This is a genomic window from Acinetobacter pragensis (assembly GCF_001605895.1).
GTDB lineage: Bacteria > Pseudomonadota > Gammaproteobacteria > Pseudomonadales > Moraxellaceae > Acinetobacter > Acinetobacter pragensis.
The window spans coordinates 24411-40344 of record NZ_LUAW01000030.1 but is presented as its reverse complement, the minus strand read 5'-3'; the positions used below and the strand labels follow the sequence as shown (position 1 = coordinate 40344).

At 49.2% G+C, this 15934-nt stretch carries 17 protein-coding genes; 11 read left to right on the top strand and 6 right to left on the bottom strand.

The window, feature by feature from the left end:
• Nucleotides 1–97 precede the first annotated feature (97 nt).
• A complete protein-coding gene (locus AZH43_RS18185; RefSeq protein ID WP_081406822.1) occupies nucleotides 98–2143 on the top strand; it encodes a putative bifunctional diguanylate cyclase/phosphodiesterase in 2046 nt (681 codons plus the stop codon).
• Nucleotides 2144–2188: 45 nt separating this feature from the next.
• Nucleotides 2189–2647, top strand: a complete 459-nt coding sequence (locus AZH43_RS13160; RefSeq protein WP_067670410.1) for a DUF523 domain-containing protein — start codon at nucleotides 2189–2191, stop codon at nucleotides 2645–2647.
• 31 nt (nucleotides 2648–2678) lie between these two features.
• On the opposite strand, the gene AZH43_RS13155 is transcribed toward AZH43_RS13160, so the two are convergent.
• Nucleotides 2679–3131 carry a YcgN family cysteine cluster protein gene (locus tag AZH43_RS13155; RefSeq protein ID WP_067670408.1) on the bottom strand — a complete coding sequence of 151 codons (453 nt, stop codon included), beginning with the start codon at nucleotides 3129–3131 and terminating at the stop codon, nucleotides 2679–2681.
• A gap of 192 nt (nucleotides 3132–3323) precedes the next feature.
• Between AZH43_RS13155 and AZH43_RS13150 the strand changes: the two genes are divergently transcribed.
• A complete protein-coding gene (locus tag AZH43_RS13150) occupies nucleotides 3324–3482 on the top strand; it encodes a DUF1328 domain-containing protein (RefSeq protein ID WP_005006601.1) in 159 nt (52 codons plus the stop codon).
• Between the two features lie 124 nt (nucleotides 3483–3606).
• Here AZH43_RS13150 and murJ read toward each other — a convergent pair whose 3' ends face one another.
• Together murJ and ampD are read right to left on the bottom strand one after the other, a co-directional pair.
• Complete coding sequence (murJ, locus tag AZH43_RS13145) at nucleotides 3607–5157, bottom strand: murein biosynthesis integral membrane protein MurJ (RefSeq protein ID WP_171254469.1); 1551 nt, start codon at nucleotides 5155–5157, stop codon at nucleotides 3607–3609.
• A 77-nt stretch (nucleotides 5158–5234) separates the two neighbouring features.
• The gene (gene ampD / locus AZH43_RS13140; RefSeq protein WP_067670404.1) at nucleotides 5235–5807 is read right to left on the bottom strand and encodes a 1,6-anhydro-N-acetylmuramyl-L-alanine amidase AmpD; all 573 of its coding nucleotides are present in this window, start codon (nucleotides 5805–5807) and stop codon (nucleotides 5235–5237) included.
• A 180-nt stretch (nucleotides 5808–5987) separates the two neighbouring features.
• Here ampD and nadC point away from each other — a divergent pair, with 180 nt between their 5' ends.
• Nucleotides 5988–6833: a carboxylating nicotinate-nucleotide diphosphorylase gene (gene nadC, locus AZH43_RS13135; RefSeq protein WP_067670402.1), complete on the top strand. Its 846-nt coding sequence runs from the start codon at nucleotides 5988–5990 to the stop codon at nucleotides 6831–6833.
• Nucleotides 6834–6896: 63 nt separating this feature from the next.
• Here nadC and AZH43_RS13130 read toward each other — a convergent pair whose 3' ends face one another.
• On the bottom strand, nucleotides 6897–9107 hold the full coding sequence (locus tag AZH43_RS13130) for a phosphocholine-specific phospholipase C (RefSeq protein WP_067670400.1): 2211 nt from the start codon (nucleotides 9105–9107) through the stop codon (nucleotides 6897–6899).
• Nucleotides 9108–9399: 292 nt separating this feature from the next.
• On the bottom strand, nucleotides 9400–10116 hold the full coding sequence (gene rph / locus AZH43_RS13125; RefSeq protein ID WP_067670418.1) for a ribonuclease PH: 717 nt from the start codon (nucleotides 10114–10116) through the stop codon (nucleotides 9400–9402).
• Between the two features lie 183 nt (nucleotides 10117–10299).
• On the opposite strand from rph, the gene AZH43_RS13120 reads away from it, so the two are divergent.
• A complete protein-coding gene (locus AZH43_RS13120) occupies nucleotides 10300–10956 on the top strand; it encodes a TetR family transcriptional regulator (protein ID WP_067670398.1) in 657 nt (218 codons plus the stop codon).
• Between the two features lie 118 nt (nucleotides 10957–11074).
• Here AZH43_RS13120 and AZH43_RS13115 read toward each other — a convergent pair whose 3' ends face one another.
• A complete protein-coding gene (locus AZH43_RS13115; protein ID WP_067670396.1) occupies nucleotides 11075–11692 on the bottom strand; it encodes a thiol:disulfide interchange protein DsbA/DsbL in 618 nt (205 codons plus the stop codon).
• Between the two features lie 182 nt (nucleotides 11693–11874).
• Between AZH43_RS13115 and ubiG the strand changes: the two genes are divergently transcribed.
• The 6 genes from ubiG to AZH43_RS13085 all read left to right on the top strand — a co-directional run bounded on the left by ubiG (nucleotide 11875) and on the right by AZH43_RS13085 (nucleotide 15723).
• The gene (gene ubiG / locus AZH43_RS13110; RefSeq protein ID WP_067670394.1) at nucleotides 11875–12588 is read left to right on the top strand and encodes a bifunctional 2-polyprenyl-6-hydroxyphenol methylase/3-demethylubiquinol 3-O-methyltransferase UbiG; all 714 of its coding nucleotides are present in this window, start codon (nucleotides 11875–11877) and stop codon (nucleotides 12586–12588) included.
• Nucleotides 12585–13295, top strand: a complete 711-nt coding sequence (locus AZH43_RS13105; RefSeq protein WP_171254470.1) for an HAD family hydrolase — start codon at nucleotides 12585–12587, stop codon at nucleotides 13293–13295. Before ubiG ends, AZH43_RS13105 begins: the two co-directional genes overlap by 4 nt.
• Nucleotides 13296–13367: 72 nt before the next feature.
• Entirely contained in the window at nucleotides 13368–14114 is a 747-nt protein-coding gene (locus AZH43_RS13100) for a YciK family oxidoreductase (RefSeq protein WP_067670391.1), read from the top strand.
• Between the two features lie 146 nt (nucleotides 14115–14260).
• Nucleotides 14261–14680 (top strand): hypothetical protein, encoded by a 420-nt coding sequence (locus AZH43_RS13095; RefSeq protein WP_067670389.1) that lies wholly within the window; start codon nucleotides 14261–14263, stop codon nucleotides 14678–14680.
• A 216-nt stretch (nucleotides 14681–14896) separates the two neighbouring features.
• On the top strand, nucleotides 14897–15052 hold the full coding sequence (locus tag AZH43_RS18680; RefSeq protein ID WP_162840082.1) for a hypothetical protein: 156 nt from the start codon (nucleotides 14897–14899) through the stop codon (nucleotides 15050–15052).
• Between the two features lie 269 nt (nucleotides 15053–15321).
• Nucleotides 15322–15723 (top strand): RcnB family protein, encoded by a 402-nt coding sequence (locus AZH43_RS13085; RefSeq protein ID WP_067670384.1) that lies wholly within the window; start codon nucleotides 15322–15324, stop codon nucleotides 15721–15723.
• Nucleotides 15724–15934: the final 211 nt, after the last annotated feature.

Here is a 15934-nt window from a genome sequence, read left to right as displayed (position 1 = left end):
WKWWMARAMRYKTKMWYKAHTGAHHDGCAAAGCGCAAACACCCGCGCAAATTGAAACTGAGATTGCAGCCCAATTTCAGCCACCTGCTATTTTTCCAATGCCGATATCCAATGTACAGCTTCATGATTTAATTGATCATTTTCATCTGCCGATTTGGCTGAAAACCCGTCAGGGAACCTCAGATATCAACAGCGCGATGATGCAGTTTACGGGGCTGCAGCAGAACCCGCTAAATGACGGGCAGTGGCTTCAGTTCATACATCCCGAAGATTTAGAGCATTTGATGGCGCTGTGGCGCAACGCGCTTGCAAACACTCAAAGCTTTCACAAAAACTGCCGGATCAAGCACTGTGAACTGGGTTACCGCATGTGCAGGCTGCAGGTCAACTTTCCCGCAGTCGAGCAGCCCTTGTATCAATGGCTGATCAGCATTGCCGATATTCATGAGGAATATGAAAAACAGCTGCTGCTGAACCAGCATATCGCGCAGCAAAACAAAATGCTGGATGCCAGCCTTGACTGCATCAAAATATTAACGCCAGACGGCAGCGTGATCCATATGAACCGCTCAGGCTGTTTAGCGCTTGGCGTTCCGGTCGATGAGAAAAATTTTGGCATGCCTTGGCTGAGTTTACTGCCGGCAGAAGTCCGCACAGCAGGCAAAGAGGCCCTGCATCTGGCCGCCTCGGGCCAAAACGCGCGTTTTTCAGGTAAAAGCCATGTCCCTGGGCAAGCGCTGCAATATTGGGACAATATTTTAACGCCCATTCTGGATGAAAACGGTGTCACGCAAAACATACTCTGCGTTTCCAGAGATATCAGTCAGCAAATGATGGCCGAAGTCAAATTGCAGCGGGTAATTGAAGAGGATGAATTAACCGGCTTAATTAACCGGCGCGCTTTCAATAAGCTGTTCAAGATGACCCTGCAAGAGGCGCAAGACACCAGCCACATGGCGGGCTTGCTGCTGATTGATTTGGATTATTTCAAGCATGTCAATGACACGCTGGGGCATACGGCCGGCGACCATCTGCTGCGGACCTTAGGACAGCGTTTCCAGACCTGTTTCGATGCGCATATCACGGTGGCGCGCTTGGGCGGCGATGAATTCGCAATTCTAGTGCCCCAGCTGAAAAGTCAGGAACAGCTGCTGGACATCGCGCAGCACGCATGGATGCAGATGGAGTTGCCCATCAGCTATGCAGGGCAGTTCATCAATGGCGGCATGAGTATCGGCTGTTCGGTCTATCCGCGCGATGCTGAAAACGCTTCAAATTTATTAAAGTGCGCTGACATTGCCCTGAATGATTTGAAATCCAGCGGCCGCGGCGGTATCCGCATGTTCAATCACACCATGTTTGAAACACTTGAAGTGACCACCAAGCAGCTGACTTTAGCCCGAAGCATTTTAAAGTCCAACAGCATAGAGCCCTATTATCAGCCTAAAGTTCTGCTGCAGACAGGCAATGTCATTGGGTTTGAGGCGCTGCTGCGCTGGCATGACAGCGAAGGCGACTTGCAGCTGCCCGCCAATATTTATGCCGCCTTTCATGATTATGAGCTTGCCTCAGGCATCAGCGAAACCATGCAGACCAAAATATTTACCGATATTCAGCAATGGATAGCAAAGGCCATGGATGTTTTGCCCATTTCGATTAATGCCGCGCCTGTAGAATTTCTGCGGGATGACTATGCCGAAAAACTGCTGCAGCGCATGAATCGATTCGGCATTCCGCATCATCTGATTGAGGTTGAAATTACCGAGCAAAGCCTATCTGAACGCGGCGCCAATTATGTTATCCGCGCCTTGAACTTGCTGAAATCCGCAGGCATTCAAATTTCCTTAGATGACTTCGGCACAGGGCATTCCTCTTTAACCCGTTTAAGAGATTACCCGATTGACTGCATTAAAATTGATAAAAATTTTGTTGAGCACATGACCCATGATCAATCGGCGCTGGCCATTGTTAAAGCCATCAGCCAACTGGGCAGCAGTATTGCGCTGGATGTTTTGGTTGAGGGAATTGAAACGACGGAACAGCTGGAAATTTTGAAATCCTGCAATTGCCGGAAAGGCCAAGGGTTCTATTTTTATATTCCAATGAACAATTCAGACGCAGCGCAGCTGCTGCCCCGCCTCTAGAATAATCACGGATTCATGACCATTGAATAAAAAGCGCAGCTTCTTATGTATTTAATCAGCGCCTGTTTAGCTGGGCAGCCCGTCCGCTATGATGGCAAAGGCTATCAGTTTGATGCCATTCAAGCCTTAATTCAGCAAAAATTGGCCATTACGGTTTGTCCGGAAATGCTCGGAGGCCTTGCCTGCCCGCGTGAAGCGGCCGAAATTTCAGGCGGCACTGCGCTCGATGTGCTGGCTGGCACAGCCAAAGTCATCACCCAAAAGGGCACAGATGTAACGGAAGCCTTTCTCTGCGGCGCCTATAGAACCCTGCATTTGGCTCAAAAGCATCAAATTCATGCTGTGGTGCTCAAAGAGCATAGCCCGTCATGCGGGCGGAACTCCATTTATGACGGTACATTCAGCGGCGCAAAGATTGCAGGTTCAGGCGTCACAGCAGCCTTGCTGCTGCAGCATGGCTTTCAGGTCATGTCTGAACTGGAGTTTTTTGAATCGTTAAAATAAAACATGCTGCACATGCATAAGGACAGCATGATTAACGGATCCAGCGCACGATATAATCTTCAATTTCATCTTCATCAATATCTTTTTCACTGATGCAGCGCCCTGCTGCAGATTTTCTCGCTTGAATAATGCTGTCGCGGCTGCCGGTATTTAAATGATGCCAAGACGGCAGACTTTGTCCATCATTCAGCCGGCGGTAAGCGCAGGTGGAAGGAAGCCATTTAATCTGCTGCAGCAGCGCTGGCGTCAGCTGAATGCAGTCAGGCACAAACTGCCGGCGGCTGGCATAATTAGAGCAGTGCCCTGTTGCGCAGTCCAGCAATTGGCAAGCCACTTTAGTATAGGCAATCTCCTGAGTCTCCTCATCTTCAAGCTTGATTAAGCAGCACTTGCCGCAGCCATCGCACAGCGCTTCCCATTCTGCGTGCGTCATGTCAGCTAAAGCATATTTTTTCCAAAATTGCGGGCGAAGTTCATCCGTCATGGTCTGAGCGTCAATCTAGGTATTTTGCCGAATTATATCAGGCTAATCTCATTTTTAAGCATTAATGTGCAGCGCATACATTGGTAAACTATTGTCACAATTCGTTCAAAACTTATCAACAAAAGCATAACAGTGTACAAAAAACCAGCGCCCTATACTGAAGATCAGAATAAAAACACATGGAGAAGTACGATGTTTCGTTGGGCTATTATATTTGCAGTGATCGCATTAATTGCGAGCTTGCTCGGATTCGGCGGCGTTGCAGGGCTGTCAAAAGATTTTGCAGTGATACTGCTGGTGATTGCAGTGATTCTCGCAATCGTTGGTTTCCTGTCTCGCGGAAAGGTATAGCGTACGTCTCCCACCGCAGTTATGAGTACGATTTAAAGTATTCATCTGATCCATAAAAAATAAGCGCCTTATTGGGCGCTTATTTTTTATTTGTGCTTCACCTTTATATGGTTTGCGTGCTGGGTTATGGGCGTAAATGGCGCGGTCTGAAGCCGGCGGCGATCAATGCCACGCCATAGGCGGCCACTCCGACCAGACAGAATCCGATCACTTCTGCCACACGGATCCATTGAGAAACTTCACCGTTGTACCATGTCAGCGCATACCCAAGCGCGGCAATCATCACGATATTCGCCGCAGCAAACTGCATGCCTAGCTTTTTCCAATGCGCGCCGAAACGGAAAATATTGCGCTTGTGCAGATAAAAATACAGCATGCCGGCATTCACCAGCGCAGAACCTGACGATGCCAATGCCAGCGCCATATGCTCTGCATGCCAATCAATCAGTTTAAAGAAGCCAATGAATATCACGTTTAAAATGGCATTGGCTGCTACTGCCATCAGGCCAACGCGTACAGGGGTTTTGGTGTCCTGCTGTGCATAAAATCCGGGCGCAAAGACTTTAATCAGCATGAATGAGATCACTCCTGCGCTCATGCATTGCAGCGCCAAAGCCGTCATCTGCGTATCTTCAAGGGTAAATTCCCCGCGCTGGAACAGCGCCTGAATAATGGGTGTCGACAGCATAAACAGCGCAATACTGGCCGGCACGCCAACCAGTACAATCACTTTAGCGGCCCAATCAATCATGCCGCGGAATTTCGCCTGATCCTGTTCTGCATGGCGCGCGGATAACGACGGCAGAATCACGGTGCCGATCGCCACGCCAATCAAGCCCAAAGGCAATTCCGTCATGCGCTCTGCGCTGTACAGCCAAGACACCGAGCCATCCTGCATAAAGGATGCCCAAATGGTATTCAGCAGCAGATTGATCTGCGTCACAGAAACCCCAAACAGCGCAGGCAGCATCAGTTTCATGATACGGTCCACACCTTCGTGCTTGAAATCGACTTTAGGCGGAATCAGCAGCTTTTTATTCCACAGTTCAGGAATCTGAATCGCCAGCTGCAGCACGCCGGCAATCAGCACGGCCCAGCCTAAAGCCATAATCGGCTCAGCCATATACGGCGTCAGCCAGACTGCGCCGGCAATCATCGCCAGATTCAGCAGGACTGGAGAAAAAGCGGGGGAAGTAAAGGAGCCGTAGCTGTTCAGAATACTGCTGGCAAAAGCCGTCAGCGACATGAACAGCAAATAGGGAATAGTCAGGCGGAACATATCCGCCGCCAGCGCAAACTTCTCCGGATCATCATGAAAGCCCGGCGCATAGATATAGATGATCGCGGGCGCAGCCACCATCGCCACAAAAGTTAATGCGCTCATGAACGTAGCTAAGCAGCCGAACACCCGGCTGATCAGAATCTGCACTTCCGCATGGGTGCGGCTGGTTTTATATTCTGTCAGGACAGGAATGAACGCCTGTGAAAATGCGCCTTCGGCAAACAGCCGCCGAAAAAAATTCGGAATACGGAAAGCCACAACAAAGGTGTCAAAATCTTTGCCTGCGCCAAACACATTCAGCAGCACGATATCCCGGACTAGGCCCAAGACTCGTGACAGCATGGTCATTGCACTGACAATGACGGTAGATCGCCATAGGGCCATCGTATTCACCTGTTTTTTAAAGTGTGGCTATTGTAATGAAAGTTGGCCCAAGTTTTCATTGGATAATTAGGGCCGAATGTTGTTATTTATTTATTTTTAAAATGATGCAATTGTGTCCGGAATTTATTCCAATCAAAAAATGGCCCCGGATCGGTCTTGCGGCCGGGCGCAATATCTGAATGCCCCGCCAAATGCTGCTGAATTTTTGGATAAGCCTGCTGCAGGCACGCTGTCACGGCTGACAGCGCATCATACTGCGCCTGTTCAAAAGGCAAATCATCGCTGCCTTCCAGCTCAATGCCAATCGAATAGTCATTGCACTCTTTTTGGCCCAAATAGCTGGAACGTCCGGCATGCCATGCACGGTCATTAAAATTGACAAACTGCAGCACCTCACCGCTTCTCAAAATCAGCAAATGCGCGGACACCTGCATGCCTTCTATGGTTTGAAAATAAGGATGCGCAGCCCAGTCCAGCGCATTCTGGAAAAACTGCTCAATATAGCCACCGCCAAACTGGGACGGCGGCAGGCTGATGTTATGCACCACCACCAGCTGAATTTCGGCTTGTTTCGGGCGCTGGTTGTAATTGGGCGAAGGGATTTGGCGTGCGCCAATCAGCTCGCCATGACACACCTGAAAGGCGGCAGTTTTCGGCATAGTTTCATCCTGATCATTTTTTCAATTCGGCCCGCAGGCGAATGCATCTGCTGCCCATGCTAAAACTTTCCCGTCTAAATCTCAATTCAGCAGCGGCGGCTGTATGAAAAATCGCTCATTTTTCAGGAACAATGTTACTATAACGCGCAAATTTTACTGGGTTAATAGAGACGGAACTTTATGAGCATCTCTCCATCTTTGCTTGAGCAGGCCATCCAAATCAATATTCAGCAGGCGCTGCAGGAAGATATTGGTGAGGGGGACATTACGGCCCTTCTTACCCCTGAAGAAGAACAGGCCTCAGCCACCATCATCAGCCGTGAAGATATGGTGCTGGCTGGCCAGCCATGGGTGAATGCCTTAATTCAGGCCTATGATCCGGCAATACAGGTTACATGGTTGAAAAATGATGGTGACCGCATCGCCTCAGATGAAGTTTTTCTTCAACTGGCCGGTTCTGCCCGCAGCCTGCTGACTGTAGAGCGCCCAGCGCTGAACTTCATACAGACGCTGTCCGCTGTGGCGACCAAAACTGCAGACTATGTCAAGCAGCTGGACGGCTTGCATACTAAACTGCTGGATACCCGTAAAACCCTGCCTGGCCTGCGCATTGCGCAAAAATATGCAGTTGCTGTCGGCGGCGGGCAAAACCACCGGCTGGGCCTGTTTGATGCGTTTTTAATTAAAGAAAACCACATTATGGCCGCAGGCGGCATTGTGCAGGCCATTGCCAAAGCGCACAGCATTGCCCCGGGCAAACCAGTCGAAGTCGAAGTGGAAACTTGGGAAGAACTAAATCAGGCGCTTGAAGCCAAAGCCGATATCGTGATGCTGGACAATTTCAGCCAGCAGCAAATGATTGATGCGGTGAAGCATGTCGCGGGACGCTGCAAGCTGGAAGCTTCAGGCAACATTACCATTGAAAACTTGCGTGAAGTGGCAAGCACTGGCGTAGACTATATTTCAATGGGTGTACTGACCAAAGACGTCAAAGCGGTAGATTTATCCATGCGTTTTAATGGCTAAACCTCAAACAGAGATAAAAAAAGCGCCACTAGAGGCGCTTTTTTTATGGAGCATCTATGCCCTTTATTCAGCGCCCATAAATGGATCTGAATAGCCGTCTTTGCCCGTTTCAATGCGTCCCGCAAAACGGCGCTCAAAACTGCTGTCTCCATTCAGCGTCACCGTAAAATCATACCAGCCATGCACATCAGCCATATCCAGCAGTACATCAGTTTCTGCAGATGCGCTTTTTACCGCCCAAGCCTTGCCCTCTAGATAGGCATTGGCCTTAACAGTTAAATCAGCGCCCTGAGGCCCGTCATGCCGGACTTTCAGGAATATGCGCGGCGCACATTCTTCCATGCACACTCGAATTTCCGGTAGAACATCCAGCTGCGCTTTTTCCGTGATGTCACCTTTGAATGCGCGGTGAAAACCATTCGGCCCCAGCACCCATAAGTCATATTGACCGCCGGCCAGCGTCCAGTCATCTTCCAGCTGCTTGCCCGCTTCCACCATATAGCGGCGCGGCGCAACGCCTAAATCCAGCTGGTTATAAACATGGAATACACCCGCCTGTGTTCCTGTATTGGAAAACAGCAGCTTGACTGAGTCCGCCTCTGGACTGACTTTAGCGCTGGCATGCAGCATATAAGGCAGGGCGCGCGACGGACGAAGCCCTGTCTCCTGCTTTGGCTTTGCCTGTACCGCGGGCACTTGCACCTGACTGAGCTTTTCCTGATTGCTGCGGATAATATCGGCCTGCTCTTTGCTTTTACTGCCTTCAAGGCTCGGTAGCGCGCTGGAATTGGGGGTTTTAAAATTAAAGGCCGACAGCAAGTCACCGCAGACTGCACGGCGGTAGGGACTGATATTCGGCTCTTGCACACCAAAACGCTGCTCTAAGAACTGAATAATCGAGGTATGGTCAAAGATTTGTGAATTGACCCAGCCGCCGCGGCTCCACGGTGAAATCACATACATCGGCACGCGTACGCCAGGCCCATACACGCCATGCCAAAAATTCACATTTTCACCGTTTACAAATTCACGGCGCGGCTGTGAAGTCGAGCCTGCCACAGACGGATGATTGAAATATTCATAAGACAGCTGCTCATCGCTCAATGTAGTTTTGCCATGCACGTTCAGCACTTCACCGCTGGCGTTGATTTCCCGCGACGGCGCAGACGGTGAAGGCATATGGTCAAAAAAGCCGTCATTTTCATCAAAGTTCACCAGCAGCACGGTTTGACTCCACAGTTCCGGCTGATCCGTCAACGCATTCAGCAGTTCCTGAATATACCAAGCGCCCTGCACAGGGCTGGATGGCCCCGGATGTTCGCTATACGCCGCTGGCGCCACAATCCAGCTGACCTGAGGCAATACGCCAGCCGTCAAATCCTGTTTAAACTGCCCCAACAAACCGCCATCATTCGGCATGGTATTGGCAATGCCTTTGTACAGCGGCTCTGTGGCATCGATGCTGTCATCATAGGCAGGGCAAATCAGCGCATCATTGCTGACCGGCTGGCCTGAACGCTCATTGGCAGCGCGGTACTGCTTAAAGCCCGCCAGCGGATTATCGGTAAAATTATCCGGCATATTCTGATAGACCTTCCAGCTGACACCTGCCTGCTGCAGGCGCTCAGGATAGGTTGTCCAGTCATAGCCCGCTGCTGAACTGCCGATGCCGTCAAATTCATTCACCACACTGGCCTCGCCTGAACCTGTCGGCCCATTGGTGCCTGTCCAAATAAATTTACGGTTGGGGTTGGTTCCCGCATGCATCGCGCAGTGATAGGCATCACATAGGGTAAAGGCATCGGCCAAGGCATACTGAAATTCAACTTCAGCTTTTTTGTAGTAGCCCATCGACTGCGGGTTTTTATGCTCCACCCAATTGCCCATGCGGCCGCAATCCCAGGCAGCCTGCCCATCTTTCCAAGAATGCGGGGTGCCGCTGACACGCTGCGCGTTGCCCAAACGGCTGTCCAAATGATAGGGATAATACACTTGGCTGTTTGTCCCGTACTGCTGCCAAACTTGGCGGCCATCCGCCAGCGGAATGCCGAAGCGGTCGCCAAAACCGCGCACCCCTTTCAGCATGCCGAAGTAATTGTCAAAAGAACGGTTTTCCTGCGTTAAAATCACCACATGCTTGACGTCCTGCAGGGTGCCCGTATCAACTTTGGCATCAATCGCCAGCGCTTTTTGAATACTTAAGGGAAAGCTGGCAAAGGCGGCAGAGCCGAATAAGGTTTTCGAAGAATTAATTAAAAAGTCACGGCGGTTCATTGTTCTGTCCTGCTGTTTTTATTATGGGGCGCAATGCATTTTGCAATTGGGCTGAGGCTCGGAAGGCTGAATGCTCTGCCCGTCATCATCGCTATTGCAAGCACTGAGCAGAACAGCTGTACTCATCATGAGCAGTATTAAAAACACACGCATTTTTGATTTCCTAATGGCTGAATGCGCTGACAGAAATAAATGAGCAAGATGACAGGGCGGTGATGCTTTTATTGCAGCCGTGTGAAAAACAAAAAACGCACCCGAAGGTGCGTTTTTTTCTTGAATAAAATCAGCCGCTTTACCAGCCTAAAGCATCCTGCTGTTTTTTGATGAGTTCTTGTATGCCTTTTTCAGCCAGCTCAAGCATTTCATTGCATTGCGTGCGGGTAAACGGCTTTTCTTCTGCCGTTCCTTGCACTTCAATAAATTCGCCCGCTTGCGTCATCACCACGTTTAAATCAGTCTGGCAGTTTGAATCTTCTTCATAGCACAGATCCAGCAGCGCTTCATCTTTAAAAATGCCGACAGACACTGCCGCCACTAAGCCTTTTAATGGGTCATGCTTAATTTTTTTCTTTTCCAGCAGCACATTCATGGCATCAATTAACGCCACAGCAGCGCCGGTAATCGATGCAGTACGTGTACCGCCGTCCGCTTGAATCACATCACAGTCGATCGTGATGGTGTTTTCACCCAGCTTTTTCAAATCGACCATTGCGCGCAGGCTGCGGCCGATCAAGCGCTGAATTTCCTGTGTACGGCCGCTTTGCTTGCCGCGGGCAGCTTCACGGTCTGAACGGGTATGCGTAGAGCGCGGCAGCATGCCGTATTCTGCAGTCACCCAGCCTTGACCTTGGCCTTTTAAGAAACGCGGCACTGAATTTTCGATGCTGGCAGTGCAAAGAACCTTGGTATGACCGAATTCAACCAATACTGAGCCTTCCGCATAACGGGTATAATTGCGGGTAATTTTTACTTCACGTAATTGATCTAAAGCACGCTGGTCGATACGCATGTTGAGCCCTTCTTCTGTCCAAAATTTATTGCGCCTAAGTATAGCAGAAGCCGCCTGAAAGATTGATGCGGCATTGACAGATTTACACATCAGCGCCGGCCGCGAGTCTGACGGCCCCATAAGCGGCATCGTTTCAGAGCCCATTTTTTGCTAGACTGGCAGCAATCAGGGATAGGTGGTTTTATGTCATTACGCGATGAACGCAAGCAGCAAAGCCGTCAGGCTTTATTGGATGCCGCCCTGATGCTCAGCGCCTCAGGACGCGCATTCAGCAGCATGAGCCTGCGCGAAATAGCCCGCCATGCGGATTTGGTTCCGGCCGCATTTTACCGTCATTTTTCAGATATGGATCAGCTGGGGCTGGAATTGATCGATCGAATTGCCCTGCACTTAAAAGGCGTGCTGCATCAGCTGGGGCAAGCGTATTTATATCTGCCCAACGCCAAAACTAAAGTCAGTCTGGATATCTTTTTTCAAGCGGTTGAACATGCTCCGGAACCTTGGATTTTTTTAATTTCGGAGCGCTGGGGCGGTTCCGCTGTTTTGCGCCACGCCATTGACCGTGAAATTCAATTTTTAATTGATGATTTAGCGAATGCCCTTGGACGGGTCGAAACCATGCGCCATTTGCAGCAGGCGCAAGATCTGCGCATGCTGGCGCAATTTTTGATTCACTTGGCTTTGGACTGGGCCATGGGCTGGATTGAAATCCGCCGGCGTATTGAACCCGGCCAGCAGGCAGAGCAGCGCGAATTTTTTAAAACTCAAGCGCTGTTTCAAGTCCAGCTGCTGTTCCGCGGCATTCTGAACTGGGAACGCCTCCCCGAGATTGAAAAATAAGCATGTGCCAAATATAAAAAAAGCCGAATCTAAATAAAACTGCTAATAAAGTACCGTCCTAAAAAAACCCGCCATAATCGCGGGTTTTAAGTCGAACAGGCGGGCATCAAAAGATGGTTTATTTCGCCTTGCGTTCCTGCTCAATCAGATAATTCAGCACTTGAGTCACTTTTTCATCTTCACCCTGAATCACATATTTGCCATTCACTGTGACTGCCGGTACGCCGGTCAGCTGATAGCGCTTCGCTAAGTCCTGCGCCTGAGCAATTTTAGAGGTGATCGGGAACGATTTATATGTGCTGTTGAACTTCGCCTCAGGAATGCCGAACTGCGTGAAGAATTTAGCAAAAGCGCCCTGCTCTAAAATATTTTTGCCATTTGCATGAATTTCATGGAATAAAGTCAAATGGGTTTTTTGACGCACGCCTAAAGCTTCAGACACATAATATGCGCGCGCGCCCTGCTCCCAAAGCGGGTTCATTGCCGCTGGGGTACGGACAAAACGCACATCCTTCGGCATTTGCTTCAGCCACGCCTGCATATGCGGCTCCAGCTTGAAACAGTGCGGGCAGCCGTACCAGAAGAACTCACGCACTTCAATTTTCCCAGGCTTTTCAACAGCAACAGGAGTTGGAAGAACTGTGTAGTCTTTGCCTGCAACAAATTGCGCGGCCATGGCGCTGCCTGAAAAAGCAAAAAGAGCAGCGGCTGCACTGCTGAAAAGGAATTTTTTCATGAAGCTTATAATCCTCTGGAATCATTATGATTAGCTTATGTCCACACTATAAATCAAAACTGCCGGATTTCGTTTTCATTCTGTGAACTTTTTTGTCGCTTTTATCGCTTTTTCCTGAATAAACGCTACACTAGCTTCCCATAGACTTTTTAAAATATAACGACTTGCTTGAGGTGACTCTAATGTCTCAATTGAATGTTGATCCGCAAGAAATTGCCAAATTTGAAGCATTTGCAGCGATCTGGTGGGATCAGCATTCTGAGTTCCGGCCGCTGCATATGATTAACCCGCTGCGCCTCAACTGGATTGATGAGCATTCTGGCGGCATCAGCGGCAAGAAAGTGCTGGATGTCGGCTGCGGCGGCGGTATTTTAGCGGAAAGCATGGCGCGCCGCGGCGCGGATGTGCTGGGCATTGACATGGGTGAAGCGCCGCTCAATGTCGCGCGTCTGCACGCAGAGCAGGAAAATGTGCAAAACATTGAATACCATCAGGTTCCAGTAGAGCAATTGGCAGAAGAACAGGCTGGGCAATACGACATCGTGACCTGCATGGAAATGCTGGAACATGTGCCCGATCCAGCATCCATTATTCAAGCCTGCCAAAAACTGGTAAAACCGGGCGGCCATGTGTTTTTCTCAACCATTAACCGCAACCCTAAAGCCTATTTATTTGCCATCATTGGCGCTGAATACGTGCTGCGCATGCTGGCCAAGGGCACGCACGACTATCAAAAATTCATTAAGCCCTCTGAACTGGCGCACGATATCCGCACAGCCAATCTAAAACTGAAAGATATGACCGGCCTGCATTACAACCCGCTGACCAAACGCTACTGGCTGGCGCCGAATGTCGATGTGAATTACATGGTGCATACTGTGAATGAGGGTGCCTGATGAAAGCGGTTCTGTTTGATTTAGACGGCACACTGATTGATACCGCGGCGGATTTCATCCGCATCCTGCAGGATATGTGCCGTGACAAAGGCTGTGAGATTGTTGCCGCGGATTTAATCCGCACTCAGGTTTCTGAAGGCGCGCGTGCAATGGTCAAGCTGGTTTATCCGGAACTGGATGTTGAAGATCCGGTATTTTTGGCGCACCGCCAGCGCTTTTTGGACTTATACGGCGCCGACATTGCTGTGGATACCGACCTGTTTGACGGCATGTATGCATTGCTTGAAGAACTGGAAAGCCATCAGATTCCTTGGGGCATTGTCACCAATAAGCCGCGCTGGCTCAGTGAGTCGCTGCTGCAGGCGCTGAATCTGACTGACCGCTGTGCAGTTTTGGTTTGCCCTGAAGATGTCAGCAAAACCAAACCCGATCCAGAACCGATGTATCTGGCCGCGGATAAAATCCAAACTGATGCCAAAGACTGCATTTATGTCGGCGATCATCCGCGCGATATTGATGCGGGGCGCAATGCGCAGATGTACACGATTCTGGCCGCTTACGGCTATTTACCGCTGCAGTACAAAGATGACTTAACAGCGTGGCGCGCAGATTGTATAGTGAATACTGTTGCTGATTTGCAGAATGCACTGCGTCAGCTGGTGATCGCGCCTCATACGGCAACGCACCTGAGTTCGCAGCAGGCGTGAATATAGCGCAAAAAAGTTAAAACTTAAGTACAAAAAACAAGGTACAAGCACAATAAAACGAGGAGGCTTTACATGAAATATTCAGAATATCAGCCTCGCCCAGATCTGCTCAAAGATCGCATCATACTGATTACAGGTGCGGGCGACGGTATTGGCCGCGCGGCCGCAATCAGTTATGCGCTGCACGGCGCTACAGTGGTGCTGCATGGGCGCACGCTGAATAAGCTGGAAGTCATTTATGATGAAATTGAAGGCCTAGGCGCACCGCAGCCAGCCATTTTGCCCCTGCAGCTATCCAGCGCTTCTCCTCGTGATTATGAATTGCTGGTGGATACCCTAGAACGCCAATTTGGCCGTTTGGACGGCATTTTGCATAATGCCGGCATTTTAGGTGAGCGTACCGAACTGGCGAATTATCCCGTCGATGTTTGGGATGACGTCATGGCGGTAAACTTGCGCGCGCCCTTTATTTTGACTCAGGAACTGCTGCCGCTACTGCAAAAATCGGACAATGCCTCTGTGGTATTTGCCAGCTCAGGCGTTGGCCGTGAAGCCCGTGAACGCTGGGGCGCTTACTCGGTGTCTAAAATTGCGATTGAGGCTGTCAGCACCCTCTTCGCCAAAGAAAATACGCATCCGAATATCCGCTACAACTGCATCAATCCGGGCGCAACACGCACTGCAATGCGTGCCAAAGCCTATCCGGATGAAGACCCGAAAACCTTGCCGACGCCTGAACAGATTATGCCGGCCTATCTCTACCTGATGGGAGATGACAGCCTGCAGATGAATGGCGAAAGTATTGACGCGCAAAACTGAAGCTGCCGGATATTAATCCGCGCAAATAAACAAGGAAGCCTGAGGCTTCCTTTTTTATGCCTGTCCGGCTCTAAGCCAAAGCAGTCTTGTAATTCTATTCAATATGCGGATACTTAGCAGCAATCTTTTTTAGCCTTGAGAACACCATGTCTGAGTTAAGCAATATTACCGTGACAGAAACTGAAGACAGCATGATCAGCCTGCTGGTTGATGGCCTGCCATTGTCTGAAAAATACGGCATGAAGTTTGATCCCAGCATTGCGGAAGAATTGCAGGCGCTCAGTTCAGGTCAAAGCATCAAGCTGTTTGAACAGTTTGTCTTTTCCCATACCGATCTGAACTTTGAGCACGCTTACAGCTACACGCTCGGCATCGTCAAAGAAGATGGCGGCTATAAAACGGCCAAAAATTTTGTCTATAAAATCACCCCGTCAGGCCAGCCGGCTGTTGAGCATGTCATCACCAAACAAGGCGCGCCAATGACCGCAGAAGATGTCCGTGAATTCATTCAAGCGCATATCAATAAATCATTGGTTGATTACACTGACCTCAATTACGCCTATTAATCAGCAGCACCCATTGTATCTACGTTAAAAGGGCTGCAGCTCTTTTAACGGTTCTGCCTTCTGCAGCGCTGCCGTTATTTTGATTGCCCTTTCTGTTTTAGCGGCGCACTTTTAAAATCGTATTTTTAGATAAAAAATATAAATATATCCGGTTTTATAAATCACACATCCTATTCTATGCTCCTCTGCATTAATACTGTGCTCACTGAGGCTTAAATGGCAGACCTGAACCGTAAACGCGACACCATCCGTTCTATTGAGACATTACAGCTGACTGAAAATTTAATTGCCGCGCTGGACAATGTGGCCGAAGCGGAATCTGTAGCTAAAGCAGTATGCGCATTGCAGCATTTGACTGAACAATGGAATTAGTCCGACAGCTTGAGCAACTTGCGGCAGCCGCATGAAATCATGCTGAAAAACTTTTATTATTTCAAAATCAAAGGTAAAATTTGCGCAGTAGAAAAGGCAGAAGATGCAAATCCAGCAATCAGCTGGGAGCTATACTGCGCAACTGACTGCAAAATATCCGTATTTTCTGCATTTTATTTAAAAAATTTGCAATCTTTCTTCACAGTTTCTCTGCATTTTTTGCGTACAGTAGCTGTATGAAAAATAAATTGTTTCTATGAGGGTTGAACATGAAAAAGATTGTGGCTGCTTTAGCTATTTCTTTCAGTGCTTTAATGACCAGCAGCTTAAGCGTTGCTGCGCCTCACTTTGATCAAGACCGCGGCTACGACCATCCGCGGAATATGAATCAAGGAAAAAAAGGCCGTGATTTCCGCGAAAATGAAGACGGTGACCGCGCTCAGAATAACCGCCGCATGCGTGAAGAGCGCGGTGTACAGCGTTTGCAGCAGCACAAATGGCAAACAGGCTATGTCATGCCGCAGCATTACCGCGGTGACGGCTATAAAGTCGATTACCAAGATCATGATTTGCCTAAACCAAGCCGCAAGCAGCAGTGGTACAAAATCAATAACGACTATATCTTAGTTAATTCAGAGAATAACAGTATTCTGCGCATTCTCGGAATGTAAATCCGCATTGAAAAAAAGCCCAGCCCTGTCTGGGCTTTTTTTTGACCTGTTTTTTTCGTATGCCTGAAACCCGCTGTATGAAAAGCCTGCAGCCGGATTACACAGCTTCTCTTTTTCTTCATAAAGTTCACACTTTCACTAAAGTGCGCTCATGCTTTCTCTGCTCTTTCCCGTTAATTTGAACTTATCGAATCCACAATGCTTCAACAGA

Bases quoted from the DNA above. Each gene is read 5' to 3' on its own strand.
- nadC (WP_067670402.1), top strand. From the start codon at position 5,988: ATGAGCATCTCTCCATCTTTGCTTGAGCAGGCCATCCAAATCAATATT.
- AZH43_RS13150 (WP_005006601.1), top strand. From the start codon at position 3,324: ATGTTTCGTTGGGCTATTATATTTGCAGTGATCGCATTAATTGCGAGC.
- AZH43_RS13085 (WP_067670384.1), top strand. From the start codon at position 15,322: ATGAAAAAGATTGTGGCTGCTTTAGCTATTTCTTTCAGTGCTTTAATG.
- AZH43_RS13130 (WP_067670400.1), bottom strand. From the start codon at position 9,107: ATGAACCGCCGTGACTTTTTAATTAATTCTTCGAAAACCTTATTCGGC.
- AZH43_RS13095 (WP_067670389.1), top strand. From the start codon at position 14,261: ATGTCTGAGTTAAGCAATATTACCGTGACAGAAACTGAAGACAGCATG.
- AZH43_RS18185 (WP_081406822.1), top strand. From the start codon at position 98: ATGCCGATATCCAATGTACAGCTTCATGATTTAATTGATCATTTTCAT.
- AZH43_RS13155 (WP_067670408.1), bottom strand. From the start codon at position 3,131: ATGACGGATGAACTTCGCCCGCAATTTTGGAAAAAATATGCTTTAGCT.
- AZH43_RS13100 (WP_067670391.1), top strand. From the start codon at position 13,368: ATGAAATATTCAGAATATCAGCCTCGCCCAGATCTGCTCAAAGATCGC.
- AZH43_RS13120 (WP_067670398.1), top strand. From the start codon at position 10,300: ATGTCATTACGCGATGAACGCAAGCAGCAAAGCCGTCAGGCTTTATTG.
- AZH43_RS13115 (WP_067670396.1), bottom strand. From the start codon at position 11,692: ATGAAAAAATTCCTTTTCAGCAGTGCAGCCGCTGCTCTTTTTGCTTTT.
- AZH43_RS18680 (WP_162840082.1), top strand. From the start codon at position 14,897: ATGGCAGACCTGAACCGTAAACGCGACACCATCCGTTCTATTGAGACA.
- rph (WP_067670418.1), bottom strand. From the start codon at position 10,116: ATGCGTATCGACCAGCGTGCTTTAGATCAATTACGTGAAGTAAAAATT.
- AZH43_RS13160 (WP_067670410.1), top strand. From the start codon at position 2,189: ATGTATTTAATCAGCGCCTGTTTAGCTGGGCAGCCCGTCCGCTATGAT.
- ubiG (WP_067670394.1), top strand. From the start codon at position 11,875: ATGTCTCAATTGAATGTTGATCCGCAAGAAATTGCCAAATTTGAAGCA.
- ampD (WP_067670404.1), bottom strand. From the start codon at position 5,807: ATGCCGAAAACTGCCGCCTTTCAGGTGTGTCATGGCGAGCTGATTGGC.